At 68.5% G+C, this 26,276-nt stretch carries 25 protein-coding genes and 1 tRNA gene; 13 read left to right on the forward strand and 13 right to left on the reverse strand.

Translation table 11 applies throughout. The features are described from left to right. Positions 1-143: 143 nt before the first annotated feature. The 5 genes from QN239_RS23345 to pgm all read right to left on the reverse strand — a co-directional run bounded on the left by QN239_RS23345 (position 144) and on the right by pgm (position 5,526). Complete coding sequence (locus QN239_RS23345) at positions 144-1,232, reverse strand: hypothetical protein (RefSeq protein WP_499014054.1); 1,089 nt, start codon at positions 1,230-1,232, stop codon at positions 144-146. Between the two features lie 22 nt (positions 1,233-1,254). Further along, positions 1,255-1,980, reverse strand: coding sequence for an MspA family porin (locus tag QN239_RS23350; protein WP_499014056.1), 726 nt, complete (start codon positions 1,978-1,980; stop codon positions 1,255-1,257). 434 nt (positions 1,981-2,414) lie between these two features. Then, a tRNA-Ala gene (locus tag QN239_RS23355) sits at positions 2,415-2,487 on the reverse strand. Between the two features lie 55 nt (positions 2,488-2,542). Further along, positions 2,543-3,796 (reverse strand): MFS transporter, encoded by a 1,254-nt coding sequence (locus QN239_RS23360; protein ID WP_499014058.1) that lies wholly within the window; start codon positions 3,794-3,796, stop codon positions 2,543-2,545. Positions 3,797-3,891: 95 nt separating this feature from the next. Next, a complete protein-coding gene (gene pgm / locus QN239_RS23365; RefSeq protein WP_499014061.1) occupies positions 3,892-5,526 on the reverse strand; it encodes a phosphoglucomutase (alpha-D-glucose-1,6-bisphosphate-dependent) in 1,635 nt (544 codons plus the stop codon). Positions 5,527-5,600: 74 nt separating this feature from the next. Here pgm and QN239_RS23370 point away from each other — a divergent pair, with 74 nt between their 5' ends. Continuing rightward, positions 5,601-6,263 carry a hemerythrin domain-containing protein gene (locus tag QN239_RS23370; RefSeq protein ID WP_499014063.1) on the forward strand — a complete coding sequence of 221 codons (663 nt, stop codon included), beginning with the start codon at positions 5,601-5,603 and terminating at the stop codon, positions 6,261-6,263. On the opposite strand, the gene QN239_RS23375 is transcribed toward QN239_RS23370, so the two are convergent. Then, positions 6,260-9,535 (reverse strand): ATP-binding protein, encoded by a 3,276-nt coding sequence (locus QN239_RS23375; RefSeq protein ID WP_499014065.1) that lies wholly within the window; start codon positions 9,533-9,535, stop codon positions 6,260-6,262. The genes QN239_RS23370 and QN239_RS23375 overlap by 4 nt on opposite strands. A gap of 48 nt (positions 9,536-9,583) precedes the next feature. Here QN239_RS23375 and crcB (QN239_RS23380) point away from each other — a divergent pair, with 48 nt between their 5' ends. From crcB (QN239_RS23380) to mbtN, 6 genes are read left to right on the forward strand one after another with little or no spacing between them, the layout of a single operon-like run. Next, the gene (gene crcB, locus QN239_RS23380) at positions 9,584-9,979 is read left to right on the forward strand and encodes a fluoride efflux transporter CrcB (RefSeq protein ID WP_499014067.1); all 396 of its coding nucleotides are present in this window, start codon (positions 9,584-9,586) and stop codon (positions 9,977-9,979) included. Further along, the gene (crcB, locus tag QN239_RS23385; RefSeq protein ID WP_499014069.1) at positions 9,976-10,353 is read left to right on the forward strand and encodes a fluoride efflux transporter CrcB; all 378 of its coding nucleotides are present in this window, start codon (positions 9,976-9,978) and stop codon (positions 10,351-10,353) included. Before crcB (QN239_RS23380) ends, crcB (QN239_RS23385) begins: the two co-directional genes overlap by 4 nt. Then, positions 10,350-11,411 (forward strand): putative PII-like signaling protein, encoded by a 1,062-nt coding sequence (locus QN239_RS23390; protein ID WP_499014070.1) that lies wholly within the window; start codon positions 10,350-10,352, stop codon positions 11,409-11,411. The genes crcB (QN239_RS23385) and QN239_RS23390 overlap by 4 nt, the downstream gene beginning before the upstream one ends. 45 nt (positions 11,412-11,456) lie before the next feature. Continuing rightward, on the forward strand, positions 11,457-11,750 hold the full coding sequence (locus QN239_RS23395; RefSeq protein WP_267290616.1) for an acyl carrier protein: 294 nt from the start codon (positions 11,457-11,459) through the stop codon (positions 11,748-11,750). After that, a complete protein-coding gene (gene mbtM / locus QN239_RS23400) occupies positions 11,747-13,324 on the forward strand; it encodes a long-chain-fatty acid--ACP ligase MbtM (protein WP_499014072.1) in 1,578 nt (525 codons plus the stop codon). Before QN239_RS23395 ends, mbtM begins: the two co-directional genes overlap by 4 nt. Beyond that, the gene (mbtN, locus tag QN239_RS23405; RefSeq protein ID WP_499014074.1) at positions 13,321-14,481 is read left to right on the forward strand and encodes a mycobactin biosynthesis acyl-ACP dehydrogenase MbtN; all 1,161 of its coding nucleotides are present in this window, start codon (positions 13,321-13,323) and stop codon (positions 14,479-14,481) included. Before mbtM ends, mbtN begins: the two co-directional genes overlap by 4 nt. A 10-nt stretch (positions 14,482-14,491) precedes the next feature. On the opposite strand, the gene QN239_RS23410 is transcribed toward mbtN, so the two are convergent. Together QN239_RS23410 and QN239_RS23415 are read right to left on the reverse strand one after the other, a co-directional pair. After that, positions 14,492-15,121: a GNAT family N-acetyltransferase gene (locus tag QN239_RS23410; RefSeq protein ID WP_499014076.1), complete on the reverse strand. Its 630-nt coding sequence runs from the start codon at positions 15,119-15,121 to the stop codon at positions 14,492-14,494. 85 nt (positions 15,122-15,206) lie between these two features. Next, positions 15,207-15,593 carry a DUF2237 family protein gene (locus QN239_RS23415; protein WP_090355242.1) on the reverse strand — a complete coding sequence of 129 codons (387 nt, stop codon included), beginning with the start codon at positions 15,591-15,593 and terminating at the stop codon, positions 15,207-15,209. 186 nt (positions 15,594-15,779) lie between these two features. On the opposite strand from QN239_RS23415, the gene QN239_RS23420 reads away from it, so the two are divergent. After that, on the forward strand, positions 15,780-15,992 hold the full coding sequence (locus QN239_RS23420; RefSeq protein WP_499014078.1) for a hypothetical protein: 213 nt from the start codon (positions 15,780-15,782) through the stop codon (positions 15,990-15,992). On the opposite strand, the gene nagA is transcribed toward QN239_RS23420, so the two are convergent. From nagA to QN239_RS23435, 3 genes are read right to left on the reverse strand one after another with little or no spacing between them, the layout of a single operon-like run. Continuing rightward, complete coding sequence (gene nagA / locus QN239_RS23425; RefSeq protein ID WP_499014080.1) at positions 15,949-17,109, reverse strand: N-acetylglucosamine-6-phosphate deacetylase; 1,161 nt, start codon at positions 17,107-17,109, stop codon at positions 15,949-15,951. The two genes, QN239_RS23420 and nagA, sit on opposite strands and share 44 nt — an antisense overlap. After that, positions 17,110-17,895: a glucosamine-6-phosphate deaminase gene (nagB, locus tag QN239_RS23430; protein WP_499014082.1), complete on the reverse strand. Its 786-nt coding sequence runs from the start codon at positions 17,893-17,895 to the stop codon at positions 17,110-17,112. Continuing rightward, the gene (locus tag QN239_RS23435) at positions 17,895-18,350 is read right to left on the reverse strand and encodes a PTS sugar transporter subunit IIA (protein WP_499014084.1); all 456 of its coding nucleotides are present in this window, start codon (positions 18,348-18,350) and stop codon (positions 17,895-17,897) included. Before QN239_RS23435 ends, nagB begins: the two co-directional genes overlap by 1 nt. A gap of 68 nt (positions 18,351-18,418) precedes the next feature. Between QN239_RS23435 and QN239_RS23440 the strand changes: the two genes are divergently transcribed. Continuing rightward, the gene (locus QN239_RS23440; protein WP_499014086.1) at positions 18,419-19,963 is read left to right on the forward strand and encodes a PTS transporter subunit EIIC; all 1,545 of its coding nucleotides are present in this window, start codon (positions 18,419-18,421) and stop codon (positions 19,961-19,963) included. Between the two features lie 69 nt (positions 19,964-20,032). On the opposite strand, the gene QN239_RS23445 is transcribed toward QN239_RS23440, so the two are convergent. Beyond that, positions 20,033-20,677 carry a TetR/AcrR family transcriptional regulator gene (locus tag QN239_RS23445; RefSeq protein WP_499014087.1) on the reverse strand — a complete coding sequence of 215 codons (645 nt, stop codon included), beginning with the start codon at positions 20,675-20,677 and terminating at the stop codon, positions 20,033-20,035. 93 nt (positions 20,678-20,770) lie between these two features. Here QN239_RS23445 and QN239_RS23450 point away from each other — a divergent pair, with 93 nt between their 5' ends. From QN239_RS23450 to QN239_RS23465, 4 genes are read left to right on the forward strand one after another with little or no spacing between them, the layout of a single operon-like run. Then, positions 20,771-21,895, forward strand: coding sequence for a VOC family protein (locus QN239_RS23450; RefSeq protein WP_499014089.1), 1,125 nt, complete (start codon positions 20,771-20,773; stop codon positions 21,893-21,895). Next, a complete protein-coding gene (locus QN239_RS23455) occupies positions 21,892-22,827 on the forward strand; it encodes a fumarylacetoacetate hydrolase family protein (protein ID WP_499014091.1) in 936 nt (311 codons plus the stop codon). The genes QN239_RS23450 and QN239_RS23455 overlap by 4 nt, the downstream gene beginning before the upstream one ends. After that, positions 22,824-24,191, forward strand: coding sequence for a bifunctional 3-(3-hydroxy-phenyl)propionate/3-hydroxycinnamic acid hydroxylase MhpA (gene mhpA / locus QN239_RS23460; RefSeq protein ID WP_499014092.1), 1,368 nt, complete (start codon positions 22,824-22,826; stop codon positions 24,189-24,191). Before QN239_RS23455 ends, mhpA begins: the two co-directional genes overlap by 4 nt. Next, positions 24,188-25,354, forward strand: a complete 1,167-nt coding sequence (locus tag QN239_RS23465) for a cytochrome P450 (protein ID WP_499014094.1) — start codon at positions 24,188-24,190, stop codon at positions 25,352-25,354. The genes mhpA and QN239_RS23465 overlap by 4 nt, the downstream gene beginning before the upstream one ends. Here the strand turns inward: QN239_RS23465 and QN239_RS23470 are convergent. Continuing rightward, positions 25,351-26,250, reverse strand: a complete 900-nt coding sequence (locus QN239_RS23470) for an LmeA family phospholipid-binding protein (RefSeq protein WP_499014096.1) — start codon at positions 26,248-26,250, stop codon at positions 25,351-25,353. The genes QN239_RS23465 and QN239_RS23470 overlap by 4 nt on opposite strands. Positions 26,251-26,276 lie beyond the last annotated feature (26 nt).

Below are 26,276 nucleotides of genomic sequence, written 5' to 3' on the forward strand. Positions count from 1 at the left end.
CAAGGAGCGCCGGGACTACGAACAGCCGTCGATAGCGCGGCGGGATCGACGTCAACCGTCGCCTCATGGCCGCCATCGCCGGCCATCCCACTCGTTGAACGACTCTGGATGCCTGCTCGCGCGCCCAGCGGTGACCAGTCGACTCATGGTGCTCCGCCGGTCATGTTGGTTTTGGTCCAGGTGACGTAGTCGGCGGCGGCACGGGTGCAGGCGTCGTAGTCGTCTCCGGTTTGACCGAACACGGTGGTGCACTGGATCGACATGTGCGCCAACAAGCGGTTGTTGCAGGAGTCCACCGACGTGTAGGCCGGGGCGGTGGTCAGGCATTGCTGCTGTGTCACACACGCCGCCGCGAAGTTCGCGGCCCGGCCGTCAGCGCTGGTGTAGGCATCAGGGCCGCCGGTGCAGTGCCCGTCAATCGGTGCGACTGACACGTTGACCCCGGCCGGCATTCCGGTCCAGTTGGGGTTGGGCGCACCCGTGGTCGGCACATCGGAAGCGCGGTAGGACAGGGCAATGGTGACCGGGAAAGCAAAAATGTTCGCGGGCCCCAGATCGATGGTCAGATTCGACTGTCCCGGTGGAAAGCCCGGCCCCAACGTCGGTGTCACCGACAAAGGTGCCTGGTGAGCGTCGGTGGCCGTAGGGATCGAGAAGGTGCCGATCACCCGCGATGGGTTACCAGGAACAGCATCGGTCTCGACCAACACCACGTTGGGGCCTTGGCGCAGATGCGTCGCCGCCGGGAGTTTGATCCCGAACGGGATGGTCGAGGCGGAGAACACCGTCTTGCGGGTCACCGTGATATCCACTCCGCCACCGGCATAGGGCACCACGGTGTAGTCGACATCGGGTGAGCCGTACACCCCGTCCCCGCCGGGCAGCCACGCCGCCGGACCCAGCGTCACCTCTCCGGGCAGGTGGATGGATATCTGGCGGTTGGGGTGCGCGGTCGGGGCGAAGATGCCGTCTTTGGCCCACATCGGCACCGTCGCCTCACCGCGTTCGGCTTGGGCGGCCAACGGTGGTTCCAGCCCGGCGGTCTCGCCTTGCGGAGCCGTCGAGGAGATCCTGGCCCCACCAATCGGATTCACCCGTCCCGGGTCGGCGGGCATCGGCCGCTGGATCGGCAACGGCACCGCGGGCCGGGTCGGGTCGGTCGAGAGCGGGTCCGCCTGCGCAGCCGGCATCGGGATCAAGGCTGCCAACACAGCCAGTGCGATGGCACCCATCGTGTTGCGAATCACCATGAGCTCAGAGGTCTTTCGGTTCGCCGTAGAGGGTCTGGGTGTCATTGCCGTTGTCGGTACGGATCCGGATCGTCGTATAGGACTGGATCTTGACCTGACCACCGCACCCGTCGGCTTCGATGTTCTGATCCCGCAGATTCGACACCGCATGCATGTTGCGCAGACTGATCCGGTCCAGCGGAACCTGCGCCAGGCCACCGGGTTTGAGGACCACCCGGATGTAACCACCCAGATGCTCCTGCACGCCCAAGGTCGCACCAACCGACGCCCCGCCGAACCCGCCGCCCTGACCACCACCGGAACCGCCGCCGCCGTAGCCCCCGCCGTAGACCTGGCCATTGACCTGTTGATACGGATCGATGCCGATATCGCCGCCCACCTCGACACCCGCCGACGAATCGGTGCGGCAGCCGACGAAATACCCGGCCTCCAACTGCGCATCCTGAATCACCGCACCACCGGTACCGCTGATGCGGGCCTCCGCGCGTACCGACACCCGCGCCTGCCACGAATTCGACGCACCCGCCAGGTTGTCGATGTGATCGATCACCTCATTGGTGGTGTTCACATCCACCACCCAGCCATCGTCAGTGACAAACTGCGTCCACCGATCCGGCATTACCTGCGGATCAGCAAACGCCGCAGCAGCGGTAGACACACTGGCTGCCAACAAGCCGGCTAAGACCGCGACCGTTGGTCGCCGCGCACAAACAGCGAGACTCAATCTCATTAACAGCACGCCCCCGAACGTGTTCCGCGGCGAGACCCCCTCGCAAACGCTGATGAACTCCTCAGCTACCGCTTCAACGCGCACCCTGCCATAAAGTCGACTGGCATGTCAATCGTAAGATGCCTTCGTCAACTGGCAAACACTGCAATGAGTGCGCAGATCGGCCTGTGAGCCCATGGACGTATCAGGGCTAAGTTCTGTTCGGCCGTCCGGCGGGGCCGGGGTGGATCAGTGGTCGCCAGGCACCCGACACGTTGCGGACTCGTCGCATCTGTCACCGCGACCGTGAATGACCAGGACGCGGCAATCCAGACTGTGGCGGGGATCGCGATCCGAGCGGATCAAACAGCCTTGAAGTCGATCTGAATGGAGCTACAGAACCCCACAGGAAACGAAATCCGCCCCGACCGAGGTCGGGGCGGATTTCCTACGAGTGGAGCTAAGGGGATTCGAACCCCTGACCCCCACACTGCCAGTGTGGTGCGCTACCAACTGCGCCATAGCCCCGTAACTTGTGCTCACCGAAAGTACACCACCCGTACCCCTGGTTCAAAACCGCTGGTCACGGAAGCTCTCCACCCGCCTCCGGGCCGAGCGGACGGGCCGGAGTGTGTGCTTGCGGCGTCATTTGACGGGTCTCCGGCGCGAAAGCCCACCCCAACGCGGCGATCAGCAGGATCACCCCACTGATCACGAACGCCGACCCGAACGACAGGTACTGGGCGATCTGCCCGACCACCAGGGATCCGGCGATGGCCCCCACGTCGGACATCATCTGGTAGGTCGCCACCGCCGTGCCGGCCCGCGCCTTGCTGCCGATGATGTCGGCCACCGCGGCCTGCTGCGGCGAGGTGAACACGCCGGCCGCGGCCCCGGCGACGAACGCGGCCGCCATGAACAGCGTCAGTGAGGACGCCAGCCCGACCAGCAGGGTCGCCACCCCGGAAATCGCCAGCCCGGTGATCAACGGCACACGACGGCCCACCCGATCGGAGAGGTAACCGCTGGGAATCACCGCCGAGACGTTCCCGATGGCGAACACCGCCAAGGCCAGCCCGGCCATCCGCGGCCCGCGATGCAGCACCTCGGTCACGAACAGCGGCACCAACGCGATCCGCAGACCGAACACCGACCACCCGGTCGCGAAGTTGGAGAACAGGGCCGCCAGGTAGGCGCGGTTGCCGAGCACATCGCGCACCGTCACCGTCGGCCCGCTGTGGTCGGCCGGCGCCCCCAGCGGCGAGTGCCGCAGGCTGACCCAGACCACCCCGGCCGCCACCACCAACGCCACCCCGTAGATCGCGAACGGCGCGGACAGCCCGAGTCCTGCGGTCAACGCGCCGAGCACCGGTCCGCCGACCGACCCGACCAGGAAAGCGCTGGAGAACATGCCCGCCACCCGGCCGCGCGCATCCGGCGGTGAGATCCGGATCATCAGACCGAGCGAGGACACCGTGAACATCGCCGATCCGAACCCGCCCAGCGAGCGGAACAGCAGCAGCTGCCAGTACGTCTGCGCGAAGGCGCACACCCCGGTGGACACCGCGACGATCAGTAGGCCGCTCAGGTAGACGCGCCGCTCCCCCAGCTTCTGCACGAAAAGACCGCTCGCCGGCGCCGCGCACAGCCGCATCAGCGCGAACGCGGTGATGACGAAGGTCGCGGCGCTGATGCTGACGCCGAAGTTGCGGGCGTATTGCGGAAGGACGGGAGAAACCACGCCATACCCGAGGGCGATGACCGCGTTGGCGGTGATCAGCACCCACACTTCTCCGGGTAGCCGCTGCTTACAGTCGTCCTCCGTAACAGAACTCACCCGTTGACTGTAGGCACCCACATCCGGGTGCCTCTCTGCTGGAGTGTGTCATCACATGATGACAACCTTCAGAAGACAACCACTCCGGACTGAGGTCAGGCGATGACGGCGTTCACCACGTCCTTGGCCGCCTGCTGCACCTGCGCCAGATGCTCGGCCCCCTTGAACGACTCGGCGTAGATCTTGTAGACGTCCTCGGTGCCCGACGGCCGGGCCGCGAACCAGGCGTTCTCGGTGGTCACCTTCAGCCCGCCCAGCGGTGCCCCGTTGCCCGGCGCCGTGGTCAACTTCGCGGTGATCGGCTCACCGGCCAACTCCGTGGTGCTGACCTGGTCGGCCGACAACTTCGACAACCGCGCCTTCTGCTCCCGGTCGGCGGGCGCATCGATGCGGGCATAGGTCGGCGCACCGTACTTCTCGGCCAGCTCCGCGTAGCGCTGCGACGGGGTGGAACCGGTGACCGCCAGGATCTCCGAGGCCAGCAAGGCCAGGATGATGCCATCCTTGTCGGTGGTCCAGGTCGAGCCGTCGGTGCGCAGGAACGACGCCCCGGCGCTCTCCTCCCCACCGAATCCGATTGAGCCGCTGATCAACCCGTCGACGAACCATTTGAACCCGACCGGCACCTCGACCAGCTTGCGGCCCAATCCCGCCACCACCCGGTCGATGATCGACGAGCTGACGGCCGTCTTACCGACTGCCGTCGAACCCGGCCACGACGGCCGGTGCGTGTACAGGTAGTCGATGGCCACGGCCAGGAAGTGATTCGGGTTGAGCAGGCCGCCGTCGGGGGTGACGATGCCGTGCCGGTCGGAGTCGGCGTCGTTGCCGGTGGCGATCTGATAGAGGTCGCGGTTGGCGATGAGCGAGGCCATCGCATTGGGCGAGCTGCAGTCCATCCGGATCTTGCCGTCGGTGTCCAGCGTCATGAACCGCCAGGTGGCGTCGACCAGCGGGTTCACCACCGTCAGGTCCAGTTGGTGCCGTTCGGCGATGGCACCCCAGTAGTCCACACTGGCCCCGCCGAGTGGATCGGCGCCGATGCGGATGCCCTGGGCGCGGATGGCGTGCAGGTCCACCACATTGGGCAGGTCCTCGATATAGGCGTTCAGGTAGTCGTGGCGCTGCGCGATCTGCAACGCCCGCGACAGCGGCACCCGCTTCACCGATTTGATGCCCTCGCGCAGAATCTCGTTCGCGCGCTTGGCAATCCACCCGGTGGCATCGGTATCCGCAGGCCCGCCGTTGGGCGGGTTGTACTTGAAGCCGCCGTCGCGGGGCGGGTTGTGCGACGGGGTGACGACGATACCGTCGGCCAGGTCGGTGTCCCGGCCGCGGTTGAAGGTCAGGATGGCGTGGCTGACGGCCGGCGTCGGGGTGTAGCGGTCGGCGGCGTCGATCATCGCGACCACGTCGTTGGCGGCCAGCACCTCCAGCGCCGACGCCCACGCCGGCTCGCTCAAGGCGTGGGTGTCGCGGCCGATGAACAACGGCCCGGTGGTGCCCTGCGCCGTGCGGTACTCGACGATGGCCTGCGTGGTGGCCAGGATGTGGGCCTCGTTGAACGCGCCGTCCAGGCTGGTACCACGATGGCCGGACGTCCCGAACACGACCTGCTGGGCGATGTCGTCGGGATCCGGCAAGACGGTGTAATACGCCGTCACCACGTGTGCGATGTCGATGAGGTCGGACGGATCGGCCGGCTTGCCGGCGCGTGGATTGGGGGCCATGTCCTCGATTGTTCCGCACATCTTGCAAGCCCGCCGCAAGTGCGCCACAAGTGCCGCGCGACAACGTATGCGGCATGAACAGCTCACCAAAATCCGCGCAACAGAGCACCGAACCCGACCTGTCCGGCATCACCATGGCCCACCGCGCCATGATCAATGACGTCGGTCGGCTCGCCGAACTGCTGGCCGCGGTGGGCGGCGGCGCCCACACCTGCGCTCATCCGAAGGACGTCACCCGCTACCTCCACCTGTTGTGCGAATCCATCCACCATCACCACACCGTCGAGAACGAGGTGCTGTGGCCGATCGTCACGGCCTCGGCGGGCAGTTTCGTCGATCTGTCCGAGCTCACCGACGACCACGCCGCCCTGGACCCCAGACTGGACCGCATCACCTCACTGGCCACCGCCTTCGGGAAGGCACCCGACTCGACGACGGCGGCACCGCTGGCCACCGCGCTGGCCGGCCTGCACCAACTGGTGTGCGAACACATCGCCGACGAGGAGCGCGAACTCTTCAGCGTGATCCGCCGGCATGTGTCGGTCACCGACTGGGCCATCGTGGAGAAGGCAGCCCAGCGCGCCGGACGGATGTCCTTCGACGGCCCGCGCATCGTCGGCGCGGCAACCGAGGCGGAGTACGCGCAGCTGGCGGCAGAGGCGAATCCGCTGCTCCTCGGGTTCATCAAGCTGATGTCACGGCGCCACAAGCGCTTTGAACGCCGGGTGTTCGGTTAGCGGAGCAGCCGCGCGGCCTCGGCGGCCAGGCGCGTGCGCAGTTCCGCCGCGGCCCGCCGGTAGCGGGCCGCGGCGGCGGTATCGCCGGTGGCCTCGGCCAACACGGCCAGCGCCTCGTCCACCGGCCCGGTCAGCAGGGTGCCGTTGTCCAGCCCGGCCATCAGCCCGCTGTAGGGCAACAACTCGGCGGCCTCCGCCTTCGCCACCGCCAGATCGCCGACGGCCACGGCGGCGTGCACCCGCAGCGTCGTCATCGCCACCCAGTAATAAGACCGCTCGGTGGGCACCCGCTGGGCCCAGACCTCTTGTGCCTCCTCGATTCTGCCCGCCGACACCAGCGCCAGCACCGCGCCGTCGGCCATCGTGGCCGAGATCGTGCGGTGCAGCACCAGCAGCTCATCGGCCATCGGTGCGAGGTCCCCGCGGCTCAGCGCCGCGCTGACCCGTCCGACCAGACCGACCAGCACCCCGTTGGCCACCCCATGCTCAGCCAGGCTGACACCGGCGGCCAGGTACCGGGCCTCCCCTTCGTCCGGGCGACCGGCGAGCACCGTCAACTGGGCGGAATAGGCGTCCAGCACGCCGAGCAGAAAGGCCAGCTGACCGGTGCCGGCCCGGGCCACGGCCTGATCGACGTGGTCAAGCGCGGCCGCCAGATCCGAGCGGCCCGACGCGGCGAGGAACAGCAGCCAGTGCCCCACCGCTTGATAGTCCACGGCACCGCAATCCTGTGCGGCCTTCAGCAGTTCGGCCGCCATCGGCTGACGTTGATCGGCCAGATCCGGACCAAGGGCGGCAAAGGCACCCACGTTCAGCGCCGCGCACAACAGCCGGGCATGCGCGTCGGGGTCGGCCGCGTGCAGCACCTGGGCCAGCTCCAGCGCCTCCAGGCTGGCCGCCATCGCCACCTCGTGCTCGGCGCCCTCGACCTCCTTGAACAAGGTGATGAGCAGCCGGACCCGCACCTGCGGCGGGTGGTCCCGGGCCAGGATCCGGCGCAGCGGTTCGACGATGACGGGGTCGATGTGATCGCCGGTTCGCAGCCGCCAGACCAGCGGGCTGTCCAACGCGGTCAGCGCACGCACCAGCAGATCGTCGTCGCCGGCGGCGAGGGTGACGGTGCGGTTGAGTTCCTCGCGCGCCGAGATGGCGTCACCCGCGCGGGCCAGCGCCGAGATCAGCCCGCAGCGGGCCGGTACCGCACGCTGCGGATCCGCAGCCGCCAGTTCCAGCATGCGCACCGCGGCCCGCCACTGCCGGGCCGCCTCGCCCGGTGCGCCGACCGCATCGGCCTCCTGGGCGGCTGCCGTCGCGAATTCTGCTGCCTCGGCGGCGGTTTCGGGAGTCGCGGCGGCCACCGCATGGTAGGCCAGCGACGCGGCGTCGGTGCCGCGTGCGCGCAACATGTTCAATGCCGTGGCGTGCAGCCGGGTCCGGCGCAGCAGTGACGTGTCGTCATAGAGAGTGTCGCGGATCAGGCTGTGCGCAAATCGGATCCGGCCGGGCGCGGGTTCGTCGAGCAAGCCGGCCAGTACTGCGGGTTCGAGCGCGTCGAGCAGATCGTCGTCGCTGCGGGCCAGTTCCTCCAACAGATCCAGGTCCACTTCGCGGCCGAGCACCGCGGCCTGCCGCAGGGCGGTCGCGGTCTGTCCGGGCAGCCGGGCCAGTCGGCGGCGTACCACGTCGCGCACCCCGGCCGGCACGCGGCCGTGCGCTGCGTCGGCTCCTTCGGCAACCATCAGCCGGACCATCTCACGTACGAACAGCGGATTGCCACCGGTTCTGTCCCGCAACAACTTCAGGGTCGCTCCGGTCACCGCGGGCAGCCCGCAGTCGGTGGCCAGCTCGACCATGGCCGCGTCGTCCAGCCCGGTGAGCATCAGATGCGCGGCCGTCTGATTGGTCAGCGCGGCGCGGGCCATATCGAGTTCGGCACCCGATTCCGACGGGCGGTAGGTGCCGATCGCGAGCACCGGCCGGCCACCGAGCCGGTCGGCGACCAGGCGCAGGAGTTCCAGGGTCAGACCGTCGGTGCGGTGCAGATCGTCGAGGACGATCGCGAGGGGCTGAGCGGTCGCGGCGTCGCCGAGCACCTCGGCCAGGCTGTGCGCCAGCCAGAACGCGCCACTGTCGGTAGCCGGGCCGTCGTGCAGCAGTGGCGCCAGGGCGCCCGCCTGCCCGGGTTCCATACTCGACCGGAACGGGTCGAGAACCTCGGTCCAGGCCCAGCCCGGTGGCGCGCCGTCGACCTCTGGGCAGCGCCCGAACACCACCGTCCACCCGGCCCGGTGCAGCGCGGCGGTGGCCGTGTCGGCCAGGGTGGTCTTGCCCGCTCCGGCTTCGCCGCCGATCCACACCACCTTCAGTCCGTCGCGCCGTGCGGCGGTGGCGGCCGTCTCCAGGGCGGCGAGTTCATCGGCCCGGCCGCGGGTCCGCGACCTCGTCGGCGCCGAAGCCACCGGGGCGGCCGTGGCGGGCGCGACCGCGATGGGGTCGAGGTGCTCGGCCTGGCGCAGGATGTCGCGCTCCAGATCACGCAGTGGCCTGCCGGGTTCGAGCCCGAGCTCGTCGGTCAGGTATTCGCGGGTGCGACGCAGCACCTCCAGGGCCGCGACCTGACGCCCGGCCCGGTACTGGGCGGCGGCCAGCAGGCAGGCGGCGGTCTCGCGGCCCGGATGATCGCGGGCATGGGGTTCGAGCACCCGTAGCACCACCGCGTGCTGACCGAGGGCGGACTGGGCGGCGGCGTAGGACTCCACCGCCGAGAGCCGCAGCTCGGTCAGCCGCGCGACTTCCGGTGCCGCCCAGAGCGTGTCGGCGACCTCGACGTAGGGATCACCGGTCCACTCGGTGAGCACCTCTTCCAGAAGATCCGACTGTGACTCGGCGGCAATCGTTTTCGCCTCCGCCGACCACGCATCGACGGCGTCGTCGGGCAGCCGCAGGCAGTATCCGGGTGCGGCGCTGACGATCACCTGGGCGGCGGCCCGGCGTTGCCTGCCGGGTTCGAGCACCCGGCGCAGGTGGGATATGTAGGCCTGCAGCGCCGCCAGCGCTTTGGGCGGCGGTTCGCCCTCCCAGAGATCCTCGATGAGCCGGTCCACCGACACCACCTGACCGTGCGCGAGCACCAGCCGGGCCAGCACCGCCCGCTGCTTGGGGCCACCCAGATCGACGGGCTTGAATTCCCCGGTCGCTTCGCTCCTGCCCGCCGGCTCGCCATGGACCCAGGCACGGACCGGGCCCAGTACACAGATCCGCACAACCGTCATGGTGTGCCCAACATAACGGTCCCCGCGTCGGGCTACATACTGAGCGGCATGGCTGGTTTCGACCGACGTGAACTGGCGGCCGTGTTCGCCGGCGGCGCACTGGGCACCCTGGCCCGCGCGGGGCTGGCGCATGCGCTGCCGGTGATGCCCGGACAGTGGCCGTGGCCGACGTTTCTCGTCAACATCGTCGGCACGGTGCTGCTCGCGTACTTCACCACCCGACTGCTCGAGCGGCTCCCGACCTCGGCTTACCGGCGTCCGCTGCTGGGCACCGGGTTGTGCGGTGGCCTCACGACGTTCTCCACCATGCAGGTCGAGACGGTGACCATGCTGGAGCACCGCTTCTACGGCCTGGCCGTCGCCTACACGGTCGCGAGCATCGTGCTCGGGTTGCTGGCCATGCACATCACCACGGCGCTGGTGCGACGGGCGCGGGTCCGATGACCTTCGCGGTGTGGATGGGTGTCGCCGTGATCGGCGGGTTCGGTGCGGTGTCCCGGTTCCTGGTGGACAAGGCGGTGACCAAACACGCGGCCAAGCGGTTGTCCCGGCCGTTCCCGGTCGGCACGCTGGTCGTGAACGTCAGCGGGGCGTGGCTGTTGGGCTTCTTCGGCGGTATGGCGCTGAGCCCGAACGCCGCGCTGTTGGCCGGCACCGCCTTCGTCGGCGCGTACACCACGTTCTCGACGTGGATGCTGGAGACACAGCGGCTCGGCGAGGAACGTCAGGTGTGGCCGGCGGTGGCCAATATCGTGATCAGCGTGGCGCTCGGGTTGGGCGCGGCCTGGCTGGGACTGACCGTCGGGAGGCTCGTGTGAGCACGGAGTATCTCAAGCTGACGGCGTACTTCGGGGAGCGGTTGCGCGGAAGGCGCGGCTTCGTCGCCGACGAGTTGCTGGACCTGTTCGGCTCGCAGCGGATCGCCACCAGTGTGGTGCTGCGCGGCAGCGCCGGGTTCGGTCCGCGCCACGTTCTGCGCAGCGACGCGACGCTGACCCAGTCGGAAGACCTGCCGGTCGCCGTCGCCGCGGTGGACCGCGCCGAACGGATCACCGCGATATCCGAACAAGCCGTGGCGATGATCAGCCGCGGCGTCGTGACGCTGGAGCGGGCTCGACTCCTCGACGCGCCCCTGCCCGACCAGGCCAAACTCACCCTCTACATCGGGCGGCAGACCCGCGTCGAGGGCCGGCCGGCCTACCGCGCGGTCTGCGACGTGCTGTATGCGCACGGATTCGCCGGCGCTGCCGTCTTCCTCGGGGTCGACGGCACCGTGGCCGGGCAGCGCAGGCGGGCGCGCTTCTTCAGTGCCAACACCGACGTGCCGTTGATGATCATCGCCGCGGGCACCGGCGAGCAGGTCGCGGCGGCGACACCGGAGCTGAAGCGGCTGGTGCCCAGCGCCACCATGACGCTGGAACGCGCCCAGCTCTGCAAACGTGATGGGCGGCTGATCGCGCCTCCGCCCGCGGTGCCCGAGACCGATGCAGCCGGGCGTCCGCTGCGGCAGAAGCTGATGATCCACACCTCGGAGAGCACCGTGTCGACATCGACCGGCGCCACGCCGATCCACCGCGCACTGGTGGCGCGGCTGCGCGAACACCACACGGTCAGCGGGGTGACCGTGGTGCGCGGTATCTGGGGTTTTCACGGCGACCATGAGCCGCACGGAGACAAGCTGATTCAGTTGGGCCGTCAGGTACCGGTCACCACCATCGTGGTGGATACGCCGGCCCGCATCGCGGCAGGATTCGCGGTCGTCGACGAGTTGACCGCCCGGCACGGCCTGGTCACCAGCGAGCTGGTTCCGGCGTTCGTGAGCATCGACGGCGGGAAACGCCAGGGCAGCACCGAGCTCGCGGGGCCCACCTGGTGAGACACCCAACAACGCCCCAGCCGGTGTAAGCCTAGCCTTAGCTAACTGCCCGGTGTAGCGTCCCCCGACATGGAACAGTCACAGTCCGCTGCTGTCAACCCTGAACTGCTCGCGGTCCTGAGAGACGATCTCAGCATCGACGTCAGCAAGGTCACCCGCGACTCCAGGCTGATCGACGATCTCGGCATGGATTCGGTGGCGTTCGCCGTCGGCATGGTGGCCATCGAGGACCGCCTCGACGCGGCCCTGACCGAAGAAGACCTGCTCAGCTGCGAGACCATCGGCCAGCTGGAGGACACCATCACCGCCAAACTGCCCGCCGGGCAGGCCAACTCGTGAGTGTCCTCGCCCAGGCCCTCTCGGCCGCGATGACCGGGTCGAACAACGACCTGCACGTCTTCGACACCGCCGCCGGCGCCTGGCACCGCCATCCGTGGGCAGAGGTACACGCCCGCGCCGAGAACGTCGCCGACCGCATCTGCGCCGAGGGCACCCAGGCCGTCGGCCTGGTGGGCGATCCGAACGTCGAATTCATCGCCGCGATCACCGGCGCCCTGCTGGCCGGGGCCGCCGTGTCGATCCTGCCCGGACCGGTCCGCGGCGCCGAACCGCAACGCTGGGCGCGAGCCACCCTGTCGCGCTTCGAAGGCGTCGGCGTGCGCTCGGTGTTCAGCCACGGCACCCACCTTCGCGATCTCGAATCCGTCGGCGGCGACGTCACCGTGGCCGATGTGACGACGGTCGCGCACGCTCAGCGCTCCGCCACCCACCACGGCACCGTGGGCAGCACCGTCGCGGTCCTGCAGGGCACCGCCGGATCCACGGGCACGCCTCGCACCGCCCAACTTTCACCCGAGGCGGTGCTGGCCAACCTTCGGGCACTGGTGGACCGCGTCGGCGTCGGAGCAGACGACACCGGGCACTCCTGGCTACCGCTGTATCACGATATGGGGCTGTCCTTCCTGCTCACCACCGCGCTCGGCGGCGCGAACCTGTGGCACGCACCCACCTCGGCGTTCTCCGCCCAGCCGTTCGGCTGGCTGACCTGGCTGACCGAGAGCCGCGCCACCCTGACCGCGGCGCCGAACATGGCCTACAACATCGTCGGGAAATACGCCCGCCTGGTCAGTGACGCGGACTTCTCGCACCTGCGCTTCGCCCTCAACGGTGGCGAACCCGTCGATTGCGACGGCAGCCAACGGTTCGCCACCGAGATGGCCCGCTTCGGACTCGACCCGGGCGCCCTCGCCCCCTCCTACGGCCTGGCCGAATCCAACTGTGCGGTCAGCGTTCCCACGCCCGGCAGCGGTCTGCGGCTCGACGAGATCCACGTCGTCAGCGATGACGGCGGCTTCGCCCGAAAGCACGCGGTGCTCGGTGAGGCGATCCCCGGGATGGAAATCCGGGTCGCCCCGCGCGAGCAGTTCGTCGACAGCATCGCCGATCGCGAGGTCGGCGAGATCGAGATCCGGGGCACGTCCATGATGACCGGCTACCTCGGCGAAACGCCGGTCGAGCACGGAAACTGGTTTCCCACAGGCGATATCGGGTACCTGCTGGACGGCAGCCTGGTCATCTGCGGGCGCGCCAAGGAGATCATCACCGTGGCCGGACGTAACATCTTCCCCACCGAGATCGAGCAGGTGGCCGCCCAGGTCGACGGAATCCGCCCGGGAGCGGTGGTCGCGATCGGCACCGACGGCTCCTCGACGCGGCCCGGCCTGGTGATCGCCGCGGAGTTCAAGGGCGCCGACGAACCCGCCGCGCGCAGTGCGCTGGTGCAGCGCGTCGCCTCCGAATGCGGTGTGGTGCCTGCCGAAGTCGTGTTCATGCGGCCCGGGTCCTTGCCGCGCACCTCCTCGGGCAAGCTGCGCAGGCTCGAGGTCAAGCGCAATCTGGAGGCCGCACCGTGACGCTCGCCGCGCCGTCCGACGAGGACTTCTCCGCCCTGCTCGAGCGGGTGTTCAACGATCAGGTCAGGGCCTGGACTGCCGAAGCCGAAGCGACGGAGCACTTTCCGCGCGCACTCATCGAGTACCTGGGCCGGGAGGGCGTGTTCGCCGCCAAATGGGGTGACGCGCAGCAACCCGACGTCGGGGACGTGATCGCGCTGGCGATCGAACTGGGGAAGCTGGGTTCGGCCGGTATCGCCGTCGGGGTGAGTCTGCACGATTCGGCGATCGCCATCCTGCGCCGATTCGCCCGCAACGACTATCTGCGCGATATCGCAGAGCGGGCCATCCGCGGTGACGCGGTGCTGTGCATCGGCGCTTCTGAGGAGTCCGGTGGCTCCGACCTGCAGATCGTCGGCACCGAAGTACGTTCGGCGCGTGGCGGTTTCGAGGTCAGAGGGGTCAAGAAGTTCGTCTCGTTGTCACCCATCGCCGACTATGTGATGGCCGTGGCGCGCGATGTCGGCGACGACCCGTCCAGCAGGAAGGGCAACGTCGTCGTCATCGCCGTGCCGCTCGACGATCCCGGGGTGCGGGTTCAGGCGCCCTACCGCAAGGTGGGCGCCGGGCCGCTGGACACCGCCGCCGTGCACATCGACACCTGGGTGCCCGCCGAGGCGCTGGTGGCCCGCGCGGGCACCGGCCTGGCCGCGATCTCCTGGGGCCTGGCCCACGAACGGATGTCGGTGGCCGGCCAGGTCGCCAGCAACTGCCAACGCCTGCTGGGAATCACCTTGGCGCGCATGATGGATCGCCGCCAATTCGGTCACACGCTGTACGAACACCAGGCTCTGCGGATGCGTATCGCCGACCTGCAGGCCCGGGTGGACATGCTGCGGCACGCCCTGACCGGCATCGCGGCCGGCAAGAAGCTGGACCTGCGCACCGCGGCCGCCATGAAAGTCACCGCAGCCCGCCTCGGTGAAGAGGTGGTCTCGGAGTGCATGCACATCTTCGGCGGCACAGGCTATCTCATCGACGAGACCCCTATGGGTCAGTGGTGGCGCGATATGAAGCTGGCCCGGGTGGGCGGCGGCACCGACGAGGTGCTGTGGGAGTTGGTCGCCGCGGCGATGAAGCCCGACCACGACGGCTACGCCGCGATGATGGCCCACTGACCCCGAGCGGCTATTGGTGCTCCGGGATGTCGTCCGGGGTCCGGGGAAACACATAGAGTGCCATCCGGCGATTCGACATCTGATGTTCGCCCAGGAACGTGCATCCGACATATTCGACCAGCCGGCGGGCACCGACGTTTCGGTGGTCGGGGTCGAACATCACGCGGCGGCACTGCGGCTCGGCGGCGAACAGGTCGGCCAGTAGCTTCGGCATGATGAGCGGGGCGATACCCCGGTTCACCAACTTCGTGTCGGCGATCGCGGCGTGCATGCCCAGGTCGTAGGGATCGGCGTCGTACCGCGTGGCGATGGAATCTTTTGCCGCTCTGTACAATTCGATGTACCCGATCTGCTCGCCCTTACGGCTGGTGATGAACGGGCGAGAGAACGTGCCGGCCAGCTGAGCCTTGAGGTACAACCGCCAGCGCTCCGGCGGCCAGTCGTACTCCCACGCCTCGGCCAGATGCGGCAGGTTCATCCACTCCGAGACCAGCTCGGCGTCGGAATCGGGGTCGGCCAGGCGGGCCGCGTACGGTGCGGCGATCTGCGGGATCGCCGGCGCCGGGACGTGGCGGACCTCGTCGGAGATCGTGGTCAGCTCGCGCGGCAGGATGGGTAGCACGTCGTCAGAGTCGATCATTTGAGCGCCGAGCCTACCCAACACCGTGACGTTCGGGTGGGCTACACCGGCGGTGGGCGCAGCCCTGCGGGACCGTGCTCGGCCGTCAGAGATCGCTGGCGTCGTCGGGCACGTCGACGGCATGTTCGGCGAGCGCCTCCAAGGACACCACATCCAGGGTGCGCTCGTGTGTGCACGCCATCACCACCGGCGCCGCGCACCCGTCCTCGTAGGCGCGCAGCCAGTTGGGCGCGGTCACGCACCACCGGTCGCCCGGCTGCAGCCCGGGGAACCGGTACTGCGGCATCGGTGTCGACAGGTCGTTGCCGATGGAACGCTGATGGTCCAGGAACTCCCGCGTCACCACCGCGCAGATCGAGTGCATACCCGGATCCTCGGGGCCGGTCGAGCAGCAGCCGTCACGGTAGAAGCCGGTGAGCGGTTCCGTCCCACAGGGTTCCAGCGGACCGCCGAGCACATTGCGTTCGGGCATCGTCTCATCATGCCCTGCTCCTCAGCGTCGTGAGCGGTACTCCACGTGCTGCCACCCGCGCGATCAGGCCGCAGGTGTGACGCGGCACACCCGGTGCACTTCTCGGATACCCGCCAGTAACCCTCACTCTGTACAGTCGTAGCCGTTGCCAGCATGGCGGCCACAGGCATGAGGGTGACACAGGACATGACGATGGACAGTTCGGCGAGCGATGCCGCGACGGCAATCGAGGAGCTGACGCTGACCGAACCCGAGGACGCTGCGCCGACGAAGCACGTCCCCAGCCCCGATGACGGCGCCACCACACCCGGTGGTCCGACCATGGTGCTGATCGGCACCGGCGTCTACCTCGCCGTCAAGGTGTGGCGGTACCGACGCCGCCGTCGCCGCCAGGTGTGACGGCCCAACTCCCCCGGTAGAGCGTGCCGGTCACGCCCAGATCAGCATCCATTGTCACGACATCGGCAGGTGCCCCGGGCACCAAGCCGGGACGGGACAGCCCCAGCGCACCAGCCGGACTGATGGTGGCTTGCCGTACCGCCTGCAGCAGCGCGTCATCGCGGCCCAGGCCGCTGTGGGCGACAGCGAACCGGAACACCGCGTCCATGGTGGCGGTGCTGCCCGCGATGGTGTCGGTGCCCGCGACCCGCGCCTTCCCGTCCCGCACCTCGACCGACATGGTGCCCAGCAGGTAGTGGCCGTCGGCGCCACCGGTGGCCGCCATCGCATCGGTGATCAGCGAGACCCGGTCGCTGCTTCGGCACACGTGCCGGTAGATGGCCGGGTCGACGTGCACACCGTCGGTGATCAGCTCGACGGTCACCCGCGGATCCTCCAGCAGCGCGACGATGGGGCCGGGTGCGCGATGCCCGATGGGGCGCATCGCATTGAACAGATGGGTCCCGACCGTCGCGCCGGCGTCGATCGCCGCCCTGGTCTGCGCATAGCTGGCCTCGGTGTGCCCGACGGCGGCCACCACCCCGGCGTCGGTCAGCGTGGCGATCGCCTCCAGCGCGCCGGCGCGCTCCGGCGCCAGCGTCACCATCCGCACCGCACCGCCGCCGGCGTCCAGAATGCGGGTGAGCTCAACGGGATCCGGGTCACGCATCAGCGAGGCGTCATGGGCGCCACAGCGATGGACCGACAACCACGGCCCCTCCAGGTGGATGCCGTCGATCAGGCCGGCGCGGGTGTGTTCGGCCAGCGCACCGACTTGGCGCAGCAGGTCATCGGGCGCCGCGGTCACCAAGGAGGCGATCAGTGTGGTGCTGCCGTGCCGGCGATGCAGCCCGGCTGCCGCCGATGTCGCGGCCAGCGTGCCCGCCGAGAAATCGGCTCCGGCGCCGCCGTGCACATGGGTGTCGACGAAACCCGGCACCACCACGGCCGCCGTGTGGTCCGCAGGCGCCGGTGGGTGACCCGCCCCGACGGCGCGCACCGTGTCCCCGGCGAGGTCAATCCACCCGGGCCGTAACAGTTCCGCTCCGGTGAGCAGGGTGTCGGCGGCGATCAGCACTCAGATACCCTGCCAAGCCGGTTTGGATCGGTAGGCCTCGCGGTAGTAGTCGGACAGCTGCAAGCGCCGGGCGGCGGCATCGTCGAGCAGCACGCTCACATGGGGATGGTGCTGCAGGATGGTCGCCGGCCACATGGCCGACACGGACCCTTCGACGAGGTGATGCACCGCTTCGGCCTTGGCCGCGCCGGCGGCGATGAGGACGATGTGCCTGGCGGCCATGATGGTGGCCAGGCCCTGGGTGAGGCAGTGCGTGGGCACCGCGTCGATATCGCCGTCGAAGAACCGGGCGTTGTCCACGCGGGTCTGGCGGGTCAGCGTCTTGATCCGCGTGCGTGACGCCAGCGAGGACCCCGGCTCGTTGAACGCGATGTGACCGTCGGTGCCGATCCCGAGGATCTGCAGGTCGACCCCGCCGGCGGCGATGATGGCGTCCTCGTAGGCCGCGCATGCGGCGGGGATGTCGGCGGCCAGGCCGTCCGGTCCGTCCACTGCGCCGTGGGCGAAGTCGACGCGGGAGACGAACACGTTGTCGATGACATTGCGGTAGCGCTCGGGATGTTCGGCGGGCAACCCGACGTACTCGTCGAGGGTGAAGGCGCGGGCCTGGGCGAAGCTGAGCAGCCCGGCCTGGTGACGCGCGATCAGTTCGTCGTAGACGACCAGCGGGGACGATCCGGTGGCCAGCCCCAGCACCGCGTCGGGTTTGCGCGCCAGCAGGGCAGCGATGGCGTCGGCAGCGAGGATGCCGAGCGTTCCGGTATCGGGCGCGATGACGACTTCCATTATTTCGTCGCCAGGAAAAGCTCTGCACCACTGGCGATCTCGCCATCGGCCCGCTGGGTGATACGGCCGGGTTCGCGTTCGTCCATGATGACCACGGGCACGACGGGGTTGAGTCCCTTGGCGACCACCGCGGGCACGTCGTAGGTGATGATGAGCTGGCCGGCGGTGACCTCATCGCCCTGGGCGGCGTGGGTGGTGAAGCCCTCCCCGTTCAGCGCGACGGTATCCAGACCCAGATGCACCAGGACACCGACCTTGGCCGGGGTCAGCACGATATAGGCGTGCGGCATCAGTTTGAGCAGCGTGCCGCTGACCGGGGCCAGCGCCTCGACCACCGTGTGGGGCGGATCGATGGCAGCACCGTGGCCGACCATACCCTGGGCGAATACCGGGTCGGGCACCTCACTGAGCGCCACCGCGCGGCCGGGGACCGGCGCGAGAACTTCTGTGGTCATGGTGCTCAACACTACGATCCCGGCGCAACCGGGTCTCGGGTTCACCGGTTCTCGTTTAAGCTCCCCGAATGGGTGGGTCGACGAAACCTCAAAGTAGTCCGCGGATTCCGGGATTTGCGCAGTTACAGCGCCTCGGCAAGAGTCTCATGCTGCCGATCGCGGTGCTGCCCGCGGCCGGCATCTTGTTGCGACTGGGGCAGCCCGATCTGCTCGGCCGTATCGACACCCCGGTGATCGGCGCGTTCTTCAAAGCGATGAGCGCCGCCGGTGACGCGGTATTCGCGCATCTGCCGCTGCTGTTCGCCGTCGGCGTGGCCATCGGCTTCGCCCGCAAGGCCGACGGCTCCACCGCACTGGCCGCCGTGGTCGGCTATCTGGTGGTCGAGGCGGTGTTCAAGACCATGTCGCCGATCGTGCTGGCCGGCCAGCTGGACAAATCCGGTGAGCAGGCCCAGATCAACTACAGCGTATTCGCCGGTATCGTCGTCGGACTCGTCACCGCGTGGCTGTTCGACCGTTACCACACCATCCAATTACCCTCGTATCTGGGCTTTTTCGGCGGACGACGGTTCGTGCCGATCGTGGTGTCGCTGGCGGCGCTGTTCATCGGCTTCGGTCTGAGCTACTTCTACCCGCTCTTCGACGCCGGCCTCACCGGCCTGGGTAAGTTCATCGGCGCCAGCGGGGCGTTCGGCGCCTTCGTCTACGGCTTCGCCAACCGGATGCTGATCCCGCTGGGTCTGCACCACATCCCGAACTCGTATGTGTGGTTCCTCTACGGCGACTACCAGACCCCCGGCGGGCAGACGGTCACCGGTGAGCTCACCCGGTTCGCCGCCGGTGACCCGAGCGCGGGCATCCTGACCTCCGGCTTCTACCCGATCCTGATGTTCGGGTTACCGGCCGCGGCGCTGGCGATGATCCACGTCGCCAACAAGAAGCAGCGCAAGGTGGCGGTCGGCATCCTGTCCGCCGCCGCGCTGACGGCGTTCCTCACCGGGGTCACCGAGCCGCTGGAATTCGCGTTCATGTTCGTGGCGTTCCCGCTGTACGTCATCCACGCGGTCCTGACCGGATTGTCGCTGGCGATTGCCTATCTGCTCGATATCCATCTGGGGTTCTCGTTCTCCGCCGGGCTGATCGACCTGCTGCTCTACGGCACCGCGCCGGCGGCGAAGAACATCCCCCTGCTGATCGGCATGGGCCTGGTGTTCTTCGCCGTCTACTACCTGCTGTTCCGGTTCGCCATCGTCAAATGGAATATGCGCACCCCCGGTCGCGAGCCGGAAGACGAGTTCGAGGCCGAGGAGCAGGCCAATCTCGGCGAGGGTGCCGATTCGGCGACCGCCGTCGCAGTGCCCGTGGGGTCCGACGCGCAGGTGGATTCGAAGGCCGAACAGGTGATCGCCGCGTTCGGCGGACGGGCGAATCTGGTCAACGTCGACGCGTGCATCACCCGGCTGCGGATGGAGGTCGCCGACCCCTCGAAGGTGGATCAGGCCCGGCTGAAAAGCCTTGGCGCCGCTGGGGTCATCGAAGTCGGCAACGGTGTGCAGGCGGTGTTCGGCACCGAGGCCGAGGCGTTGAAGAACGATATCCTCGGCATCCTCTAGACCCGGCGCGAGTTTGTGCGGTTTCATTGCCGACTCGCCGATCGGGACCGATGATTCCGCACAATCGCGTCAGCTCGCGGCGGCCCGGACGCTGAGGTCGGGCAGCGGACGCGCGCATATCTCGCGTGCATCGTCCTCGGTCATGCCGAACAGGCGCAGCAAGTCCGCCGTCACCGCATCGGCTGCGTGCGCGTCGTCGCGATCGGGTTGCGCCTGAAGCAGATTGCCCAACCCGAGCAACGCGCCACCGGCCATCGCGAGCGCAAGTTCGGGATCCGGGACCCGGAACCGCCCCGCAGCCACCCCGGCCCTGATGTCACGCAGCGCCCGAGGTGCCAGGCCGCGATCCGATACCAACAGGGCCATCCCGTTGGCCAGCAACACCCGGCTCTCCTGTGGCCGGCTACGGAACAACCGACCCGTCAACCGGAAGGCGGCCGCGAAGATCTCAGCCGGGTCGTCGAGCTCGGCGGTACACGCATCGAGCAGGGCTCCGTGCGCGTCGAGCGCCTCCGTCACCGCCGCTTCGAACAACTGCTCCTTGGTGGCGAAGTGGTTGTAGAAGGAGCCCATCCCGACATCGGCGGCCTGGGTGATCTCCAGGATCGGCGCATTGAGCCGGCCTGCGGCGACGAACGCCTGCGCGGCCTCGATCAGCGCGGCGCGGGTGCGCCGCTTACGGGAGTCGACCCGGCCCACGGGTGCTTCAGGCACGCACAGCAGCGTAGCTCATTTCTGAGGATTTCGTCAGAAACATTGACTGACGGCCACGTCTCATGTGACGATTTCGTCAGAAAAGGGGGCAGCATGGACACTGACGTGCACAAAGACCTGCACAGCGAGCAGGGCGCGCACCAGGGTGAACATCCCGGACGCTCGCGTAACCCGGTCATCAAGGTGGTCGACCTGGCCTGGCTGGAGTTCGAGAAGCCCGATCTGACCCGGGCCGAAGCGTTCGCCCGCGCGTTCGGGTTCCAGACCGCTCTGCGCACCCCCAGCGAGGTACATCTGCGCGGCACCGACGCGGACGCGCCATGCGTGCTGTTGCGCCAGGGGCCGGCCACCCGGTTCGCCGGGCTGGCGTTGCAGGCCGCCGACGAGGTGGACGTGCTGCGGTTGGCCGAGCACACCGGCGTCGCGGCGCACGCGCTGCCGGAGGCGATCGGCGGGCTGGCCGTCGACCTCGCCGACCCGGGCGGCACACCGGTACGGGTGGTCGCCGGGATGCACACCCTGCCGCAACTGCCCGTCCAACCTCCGCTCGTGCACAACACCGGCCGCACCGTCACCCGCACCAACGCCACTCAGCGCCCCCCGCGGGTCCCGGCCCGCGTGCAACGCCTCGGTCACGTGGTGCTGCAGTCCACCACCTACCGCCGGACCTTGAACTGGTACCTGGACCTGTTCGGGATGATCGTCAGCGACTTCCTCTACTTCCCCGGTCAGCGCGACCGCGGCCCCACCATGAGCTTCATCCGATGCGATCGGGGCGCCACCCCGGCCGATCACCACACCCTGGCCCTGGCGCTGGGTCCGGCGAACCGCTACGTGCATTCTGCCTACCAGGTCAGCGACCTCGACGCGCTGGCGGCCGGCGGCGAATACCTGCGCGAGCGTGGCTATTTCCGCTCCTGGGGTATCGGGCGGCACATCCAGGGCAGCCAGCTGTTCGACTACTGGCGCGACCCCGACGGCTTTCTGGTCGAGCATTACGCCGACGGCGACATGTTCGACAACACGCTGGAGCCCGGCTGGGCGCCGTTCACCGCCACCGGCCTGTCGCAGTGGGGCCCGCCGGTCAGCCGGGACTTCCTGGGCACCGACGTGAAATCGGTCCGCCATGAAGCCGCGCACCTGCTGACCGCACTGTGCGGCGACAACGAATTCGATATCCGGCGCCTGGCCGGCCTACTGAAAGTTGCTTCCTCATGACCATTTCCGTATTGCGCACCGCCGACGCCTGGTGGGTCAAGACGCCCACTGGGGCCGCCCGGATCGACACCGAGGCCGCCACCACCGGCGCGCTGCTGGCCGACCGGGCCGCCATCGAGGCGGCGCGCAACGGCCAGAGTGTGCCGCTGGACAGCCTCGCGCTGGTCTCCCCCGTCACCGCCCCGTGCCGGGTGGTGGCGCAGATGACCAACTTCGAATCCCACGTCCGCGACTCGGGCATGGATCCGAAGACGGTGCCCCTGACCTTCTTCCGTAAGTCCTCGGCATCGATCAGCGGGCCGTTCGACGATATCGTCAAGCCCCAGCATGTCCGGTTCCTCGACTACGAGGTCGAGATCGGCCTGGTCATCGGACGCGACATCCCGGTGGGCACAACCCTTTCCGAGGCCGACCTGCCCGGTGTCATCGCCGGCCTGGTGATCACCAATGACGTGTCGGCTCGCGATATCCAGTTGCCCCAGACCCAGTTCTACGAGGCCAAGTCCTACCCCACGTTCACCCCGACCGGCCCCGAGCTGGTGCTACTCGATGCCGACGAGCTCAAGCGATTCGGCGACCTCCGGTTGCGGTTGAGCGTCAACGGATCTCAGCGACAGAACGCGATCGTGGAGGGGGACATGCTGTACCGGCCGCTGCAGGCGTTGCAGTCGCTGACCAGATTCCAGGATCTGTCCGCCGGTGACCTGGTGCTCACCGGCACCCCCGCCGGCACCGCGCTGGTGGCCCCGGCGAAGGTGATCGAGATGATCGGCAACCTGCTGCCGCCGGCGGTGAAGTGGAAGGCGTTCTTCAAGCGGCAGGCCGGCAACCCGAAGTACCTGCGCGACGGCGATATCGTGGAAGCCACGATCGGCACCGATGACGGTGCGATCGACCTTGGCGCACAGCGTTTGACGGTGCGCTACCGGTGACACATGTCTCGGTGGCCGTCATCGGCGCCGGGCCCACCGGAATGACCGTCGCCACCCTGCTGGCCCAGTACGGGATCGAGACCCTGGTGCTGGAGCGCTGGCCCGACGTCTACCCGCAGCCCCGCGCCGTCCACCTCGATGACGAGGTGTACCGGATCGTGGACCGGCTGGGTGTGGCCGGCGAATTCGCCAAGGTCTCCCGGCCCGCTCTCGGGTTGCAACTGGTCGACGAGCAGCTGAATGTGATGGCCCGGTTCCACCGCGGGCCCGGGCGCTGCGGCTTCCCGCAGGCCAACATGTTCGACCAGCCCGAGCTGGAGACGCTCCTGCGGGACAACGCATCCCGGTATCCACAGATTGATCTGCGCGCGGGGGTCGAGGTCACCGGTGTCGAGCCCGGCCGGATCACCCTGGCCGACGGTGCGGTGATCGAGTGTGACTACATCCTGGGCTGCGATGGGGCGAACAGCCTGGTGCGCCGCAGCGTCGGTGTCGCCATGAAGGACCTCGGCTTCGAACAGCGTTGGCTGGTGGTCGATATCGCCACCACCGCCGATCTTCGCCAATGGGACGGGGTGTACCAGGTGTGCAGCACCCGCCGGGCCGCCACGTACATGCGTATCGGCGATGCCCGCTACCGCTGGGAATTCCAGCTACTGCCGGGTGAATCCGCCTCGGACTACGGCACCCTGGAGGCGCTGCGCCCGCTGTTGGCACCCTGGACCACCGAACCCGACCTGGAGTTGGTCCGGGTCGCCGAGTACACCTTCCGCGCGCTGCTCGCGCAACGCTGGCGGCACGGCAACACGTTCCTGCTCGGCGACGCCGCACATCTCACCCCGCCGTTCATCGGCCAGGGCATGGGCGCCGGAATGCGCGATGCGATGAATCTGGCCTGGAAGCTGGCCGGCGTGCTGCACGGTGAGCTGCCGCCCGAGGTCCTGGACACCTACGAGCGCGAACGCAAACCGCACGCTCGTGCCATGATCCGGCTGGCCCTGATGGTGGGCCGGGCGATGACCAGCGGCGGCCGGCTCGGTGATCTGCTGCGCCGCGTCGTCGTACCGCGATTGCACCTGATCCCCGGGTTGCGCACCAAGATGGTCGACTCGACCACGCCGGCACTGAAGGTGCGCGACGGCCGAGTCAGCCGCAGCCGGCTCACCGGCCGGCTGTACCCGGGCGCGCCGTGGGGCAACGGATTCGCCGTGGTGTCCGCGCGTCCGCTCTCCGACGCCGAACAGGCGCACGCCGACGCGTGCGGCGCCACCGTACAGATCGTGTCCGGCGCCGCCGCCGACTGGCTACGCGGCCAGACCCTGCTCGTGCGACCGGATTTCACCGTGGCCAGCAGGATCTCATGACCGCCACCTATGCCGCCGACCTGTACAGCACCGATGCCATCCTCGACCCGCACCCGCACTACGAGAAGCTGCGCCGGCTCGGGCCGGTGGTGTGGCTGGACCGGCACAAGTGCTTCGCCTTGCCGCGCTACCCGGAATGCAAGGCCACCCTGCGTGACGATGAGCAGTTCCTGTCCCGCGAAGGTGTGTCCCTGAATAGCTTGTCCAACAAGCTGTCCCATGGGACCACGCTGGCCAGCGACGGCGATGAGCACGCTGACCGACGCAAACTCGTCGCGCACCGATTGCTGCCCCGCGCCCTGCGCGCCATCGGCGACACCGTCGAGGAACAGGCCAACACGGTGGTCGAAGAGGCGGTGCGCCGCCGGGACGTCGACGGCGTGGAGTTGGCGTCCGCGCTGCCGCTGGCCATCGTCCCCGATCTGGTCGGCTGGCCGCGTGATCAGCGTGAGCACCTGATCGAATGGGGCGGGGCCACTTTCGACATCCTCGGACCGCTCAATTGGCAAGCGGTCAAAGCGATGCCTCGGGCACTGCAGATGCTGCGGTTCGCCCGCCGGGTGGTACGGCAGCGCAATGTCCTGCCCGGCAGCATCGTCGACGAACTGCTGACCGCGGCCGACGCCGGCGTGCTGGACCACAGTGCGTGCCCGGCATTGATGATCGACTACATCGCCCCGTCGCTGGACACCACCATCAGCGCGATCTCGAATGCGCTGTACCTGCTGGGCACGCACCCCGAACAGTGGCGCCTGCTCAAGGACGACCCGGATCTGATTCCGGCCGCGGTCAACGAGATCGTCCGCTATGAGTCACCGCTGCGGGCGTTCGCCCGTCGGGTCCGCCAGGACGGCGAGATCGCCGGCACCACCTTGCCGTCCGGGTCCCGGGTGCTGGTGCTCTACGCATCGGCCAATCGCGACGAGGACGCCTGGGACGACCCGGCGACGTTCGACATCCGCCGCGACGCCGGGCGGCACGTCGGTTTCGGCAATGGCGCACACGCCTGCGCCGGTCAGGGCCTGGCCCGGCTGGAGACGGTCGCCATCCTGCGCGCGCTGGTGCAACACGTGGATCGGATCGAGGTGACGGGCCGGCCGGTGTGGGCCGTCAACAACATCATTCGCAGGCACAGTCACCTGCCCATCAGGCTCGTCGCCTAGAGATCGGCGAAGCAGGAATTGCTCGTGCCGGACGGGATCGTCGCGTTCCGGCTGGAGAACTTGCCGACCACACCGGTGCTCGTCACCTGCACGCTGTCGGCCTTGATGCCGAGCGGGTAGTTGTCGTTGAGCTTGGTGGTCAGATCGTTGAGCGCGGTCTGGACGGTGTCCTTGGCGAACGGGCCGGTGACGTCGGTGACGTTCAGATTCAGCTTGCCGTCGGCCACCGCGGGTTGTGCGGTGACCGTGGTGCCGCCGGCGGCCTCCATGATCAGCGTGCCCGCGCCGGTGTCGGTGTGTACGCCGGTGACCAGGCTCCCCACCACCGGCAGATTCTGCGCCACGGTGTCCTTGATGCCGTCCGATGTCCAGGACAGCGTCGCGTCCAGGGATCCGATCGTCCCCTTCGAGTCTGCGGAGTCCTTCAGTGCGATCTTGCTGAGGGTGACGTCGGCGGTCATCCCCTTGGCTTCCTGTACCCGGTTGCCGTCGGTGGCCACCGAGATGTTGGTGTAGTCACCGGAGAGGTACTGCCACAGGAACGGCGGGCTCACCGAGAACGAGACATTCGCGCCGTCCTGCACCAGGCAGTCGGTGATGCTCGACAGCAGGGCGGCCGCTTTGTATCTGGCATACAGTTCGGCGCCGGCCAGGCTGCCGACCACAAGTGCGACCACGATGACGGCGACCAGCACGATCGTCTGGGTGTTGCGTTTCTTCGGCGGTGCGGGCGGCGGGGCTTGCTGCGGCAGGGCGATCTTCTCGGTGGCCGGTTCGGCCCGGACGCGGAGCTGCTCTGTCGGTGGCTCCGGGCGCGGAATCCGCTGGGTCGGCACCTCCGGTCGGGGCGGACGCGGTATCCGCCGAGTAGCCGGGTCGGGCGGCGGTGTCGACATGCGGCGATTCTCCCCCACCATGCTGG

The organism is Mycolicibacterium sp. Y3, assembly GCF_051188035.1.
GTDB lineage: Bacteria > Actinomycetota > Actinomycetes > Mycobacteriales > Mycobacteriaceae > Mycobacterium > Mycobacterium fluoranthenivorans.

Excerpts from the sequence above, each read along its gene's own strand:
- QN239_RS23345 (WP_499014054.1), bottom strand. The coding sequence starts at position 1,232 with ATGGGTGCCATCGCACTGGCTGTGTTGGCAGCCTTGATCCCGATGCCG.
- QN239_RS23350 (WP_499014056.1), bottom strand. The coding sequence starts at position 1,980 with ATGAGATTGAGTCTCGCTGTTTGTGCGCGGCGACCAACGGTCGCGGTC.
- pgm (WP_499014061.1), bottom strand. The coding sequence starts at position 5,526 with ATGGCCCCCAATCCACGCGCCGGCAAGCCGGCCGATCCGTCCGACCTC.
- QN239_RS23370 (WP_499014063.1), top strand. The coding sequence starts at position 5,601 with ATGAACAGCTCACCAAAATCCGCGCAACAGAGCACCGAACCCGACCTG.
- QN239_RS23375 (WP_499014065.1), bottom strand. The coding sequence starts at position 9,535 with ATGACGGTTGTGCGGATCTGTGTACTGGGCCCGGTCCGTGCCTGGGTC.
- crcB (WP_499014067.1), top strand. The coding sequence starts at position 9,584 with ATGGCTGGTTTCGACCGACGTGAACTGGCGGCCGTGTTCGCCGGCGGC.
- crcB (WP_499014069.1), top strand. The coding sequence starts at position 9,976 with ATGACCTTCGCGGTGTGGATGGGTGTCGCCGTGATCGGCGGGTTCGGT.
- QN239_RS23410 (WP_499014076.1), bottom strand. The coding sequence starts at position 15,121 with ATGATCGACTCTGACGACGTGCTACCCATCCTGCCGCGCGAGCTGACC.
- QN239_RS23415 (WP_090355242.1), bottom strand. The coding sequence starts at position 15,593 with ATGCCCGAACGCAATGTGCTCGGCGGTCCGCTGGAACCCTGTGGGACG.
- QN239_RS23420 (WP_499014078.1), top strand. The coding sequence starts at position 15,780 with ATGACGATGGACAGTTCGGCGAGCGATGCCGCGACGGCAATCGAGGAG.
- nagB (WP_499014082.1), bottom strand. The coding sequence starts at position 17,895 with ATGGAAGTCGTCATCGCGCCCGATACCGGAACGCTCGGCATCCTCGCT.
- QN239_RS23435 (WP_499014084.1), bottom strand. The coding sequence starts at position 18,350 with ATGACCACAGAAGTTCTCGCGCCGGTCCCCGGCCGCGCGGTGGCGCTC.
- QN239_RS23440 (WP_499014086.1), top strand. The coding sequence starts at position 18,419 with ATGGGTGGGTCGACGAAACCTCAAAGTAGTCCGCGGATTCCGGGATTT.
- QN239_RS23450 (WP_499014089.1), top strand. The coding sequence starts at position 20,771 with ATGGACACTGACGTGCACAAAGACCTGCACAGCGAGCAGGGCGCGCAC.
- QN239_RS23455 (WP_499014091.1), top strand. The coding sequence starts at position 21,892 with ATGACCATTTCCGTATTGCGCACCGCCGACGCCTGGTGGGTCAAGACG.
- QN239_RS23465 (WP_499014094.1), top strand. The coding sequence starts at position 24,188 with ATGACCGCCACCTATGCCGCCGACCTGTACAGCACCGATGCCATCCTC.
- QN239_RS23470 (WP_499014096.1), bottom strand. The coding sequence starts at position 26,250 with ATGTCGACACCGCCGCCCGACCCGGCTACTCGGCGGATACCGCGTCCG.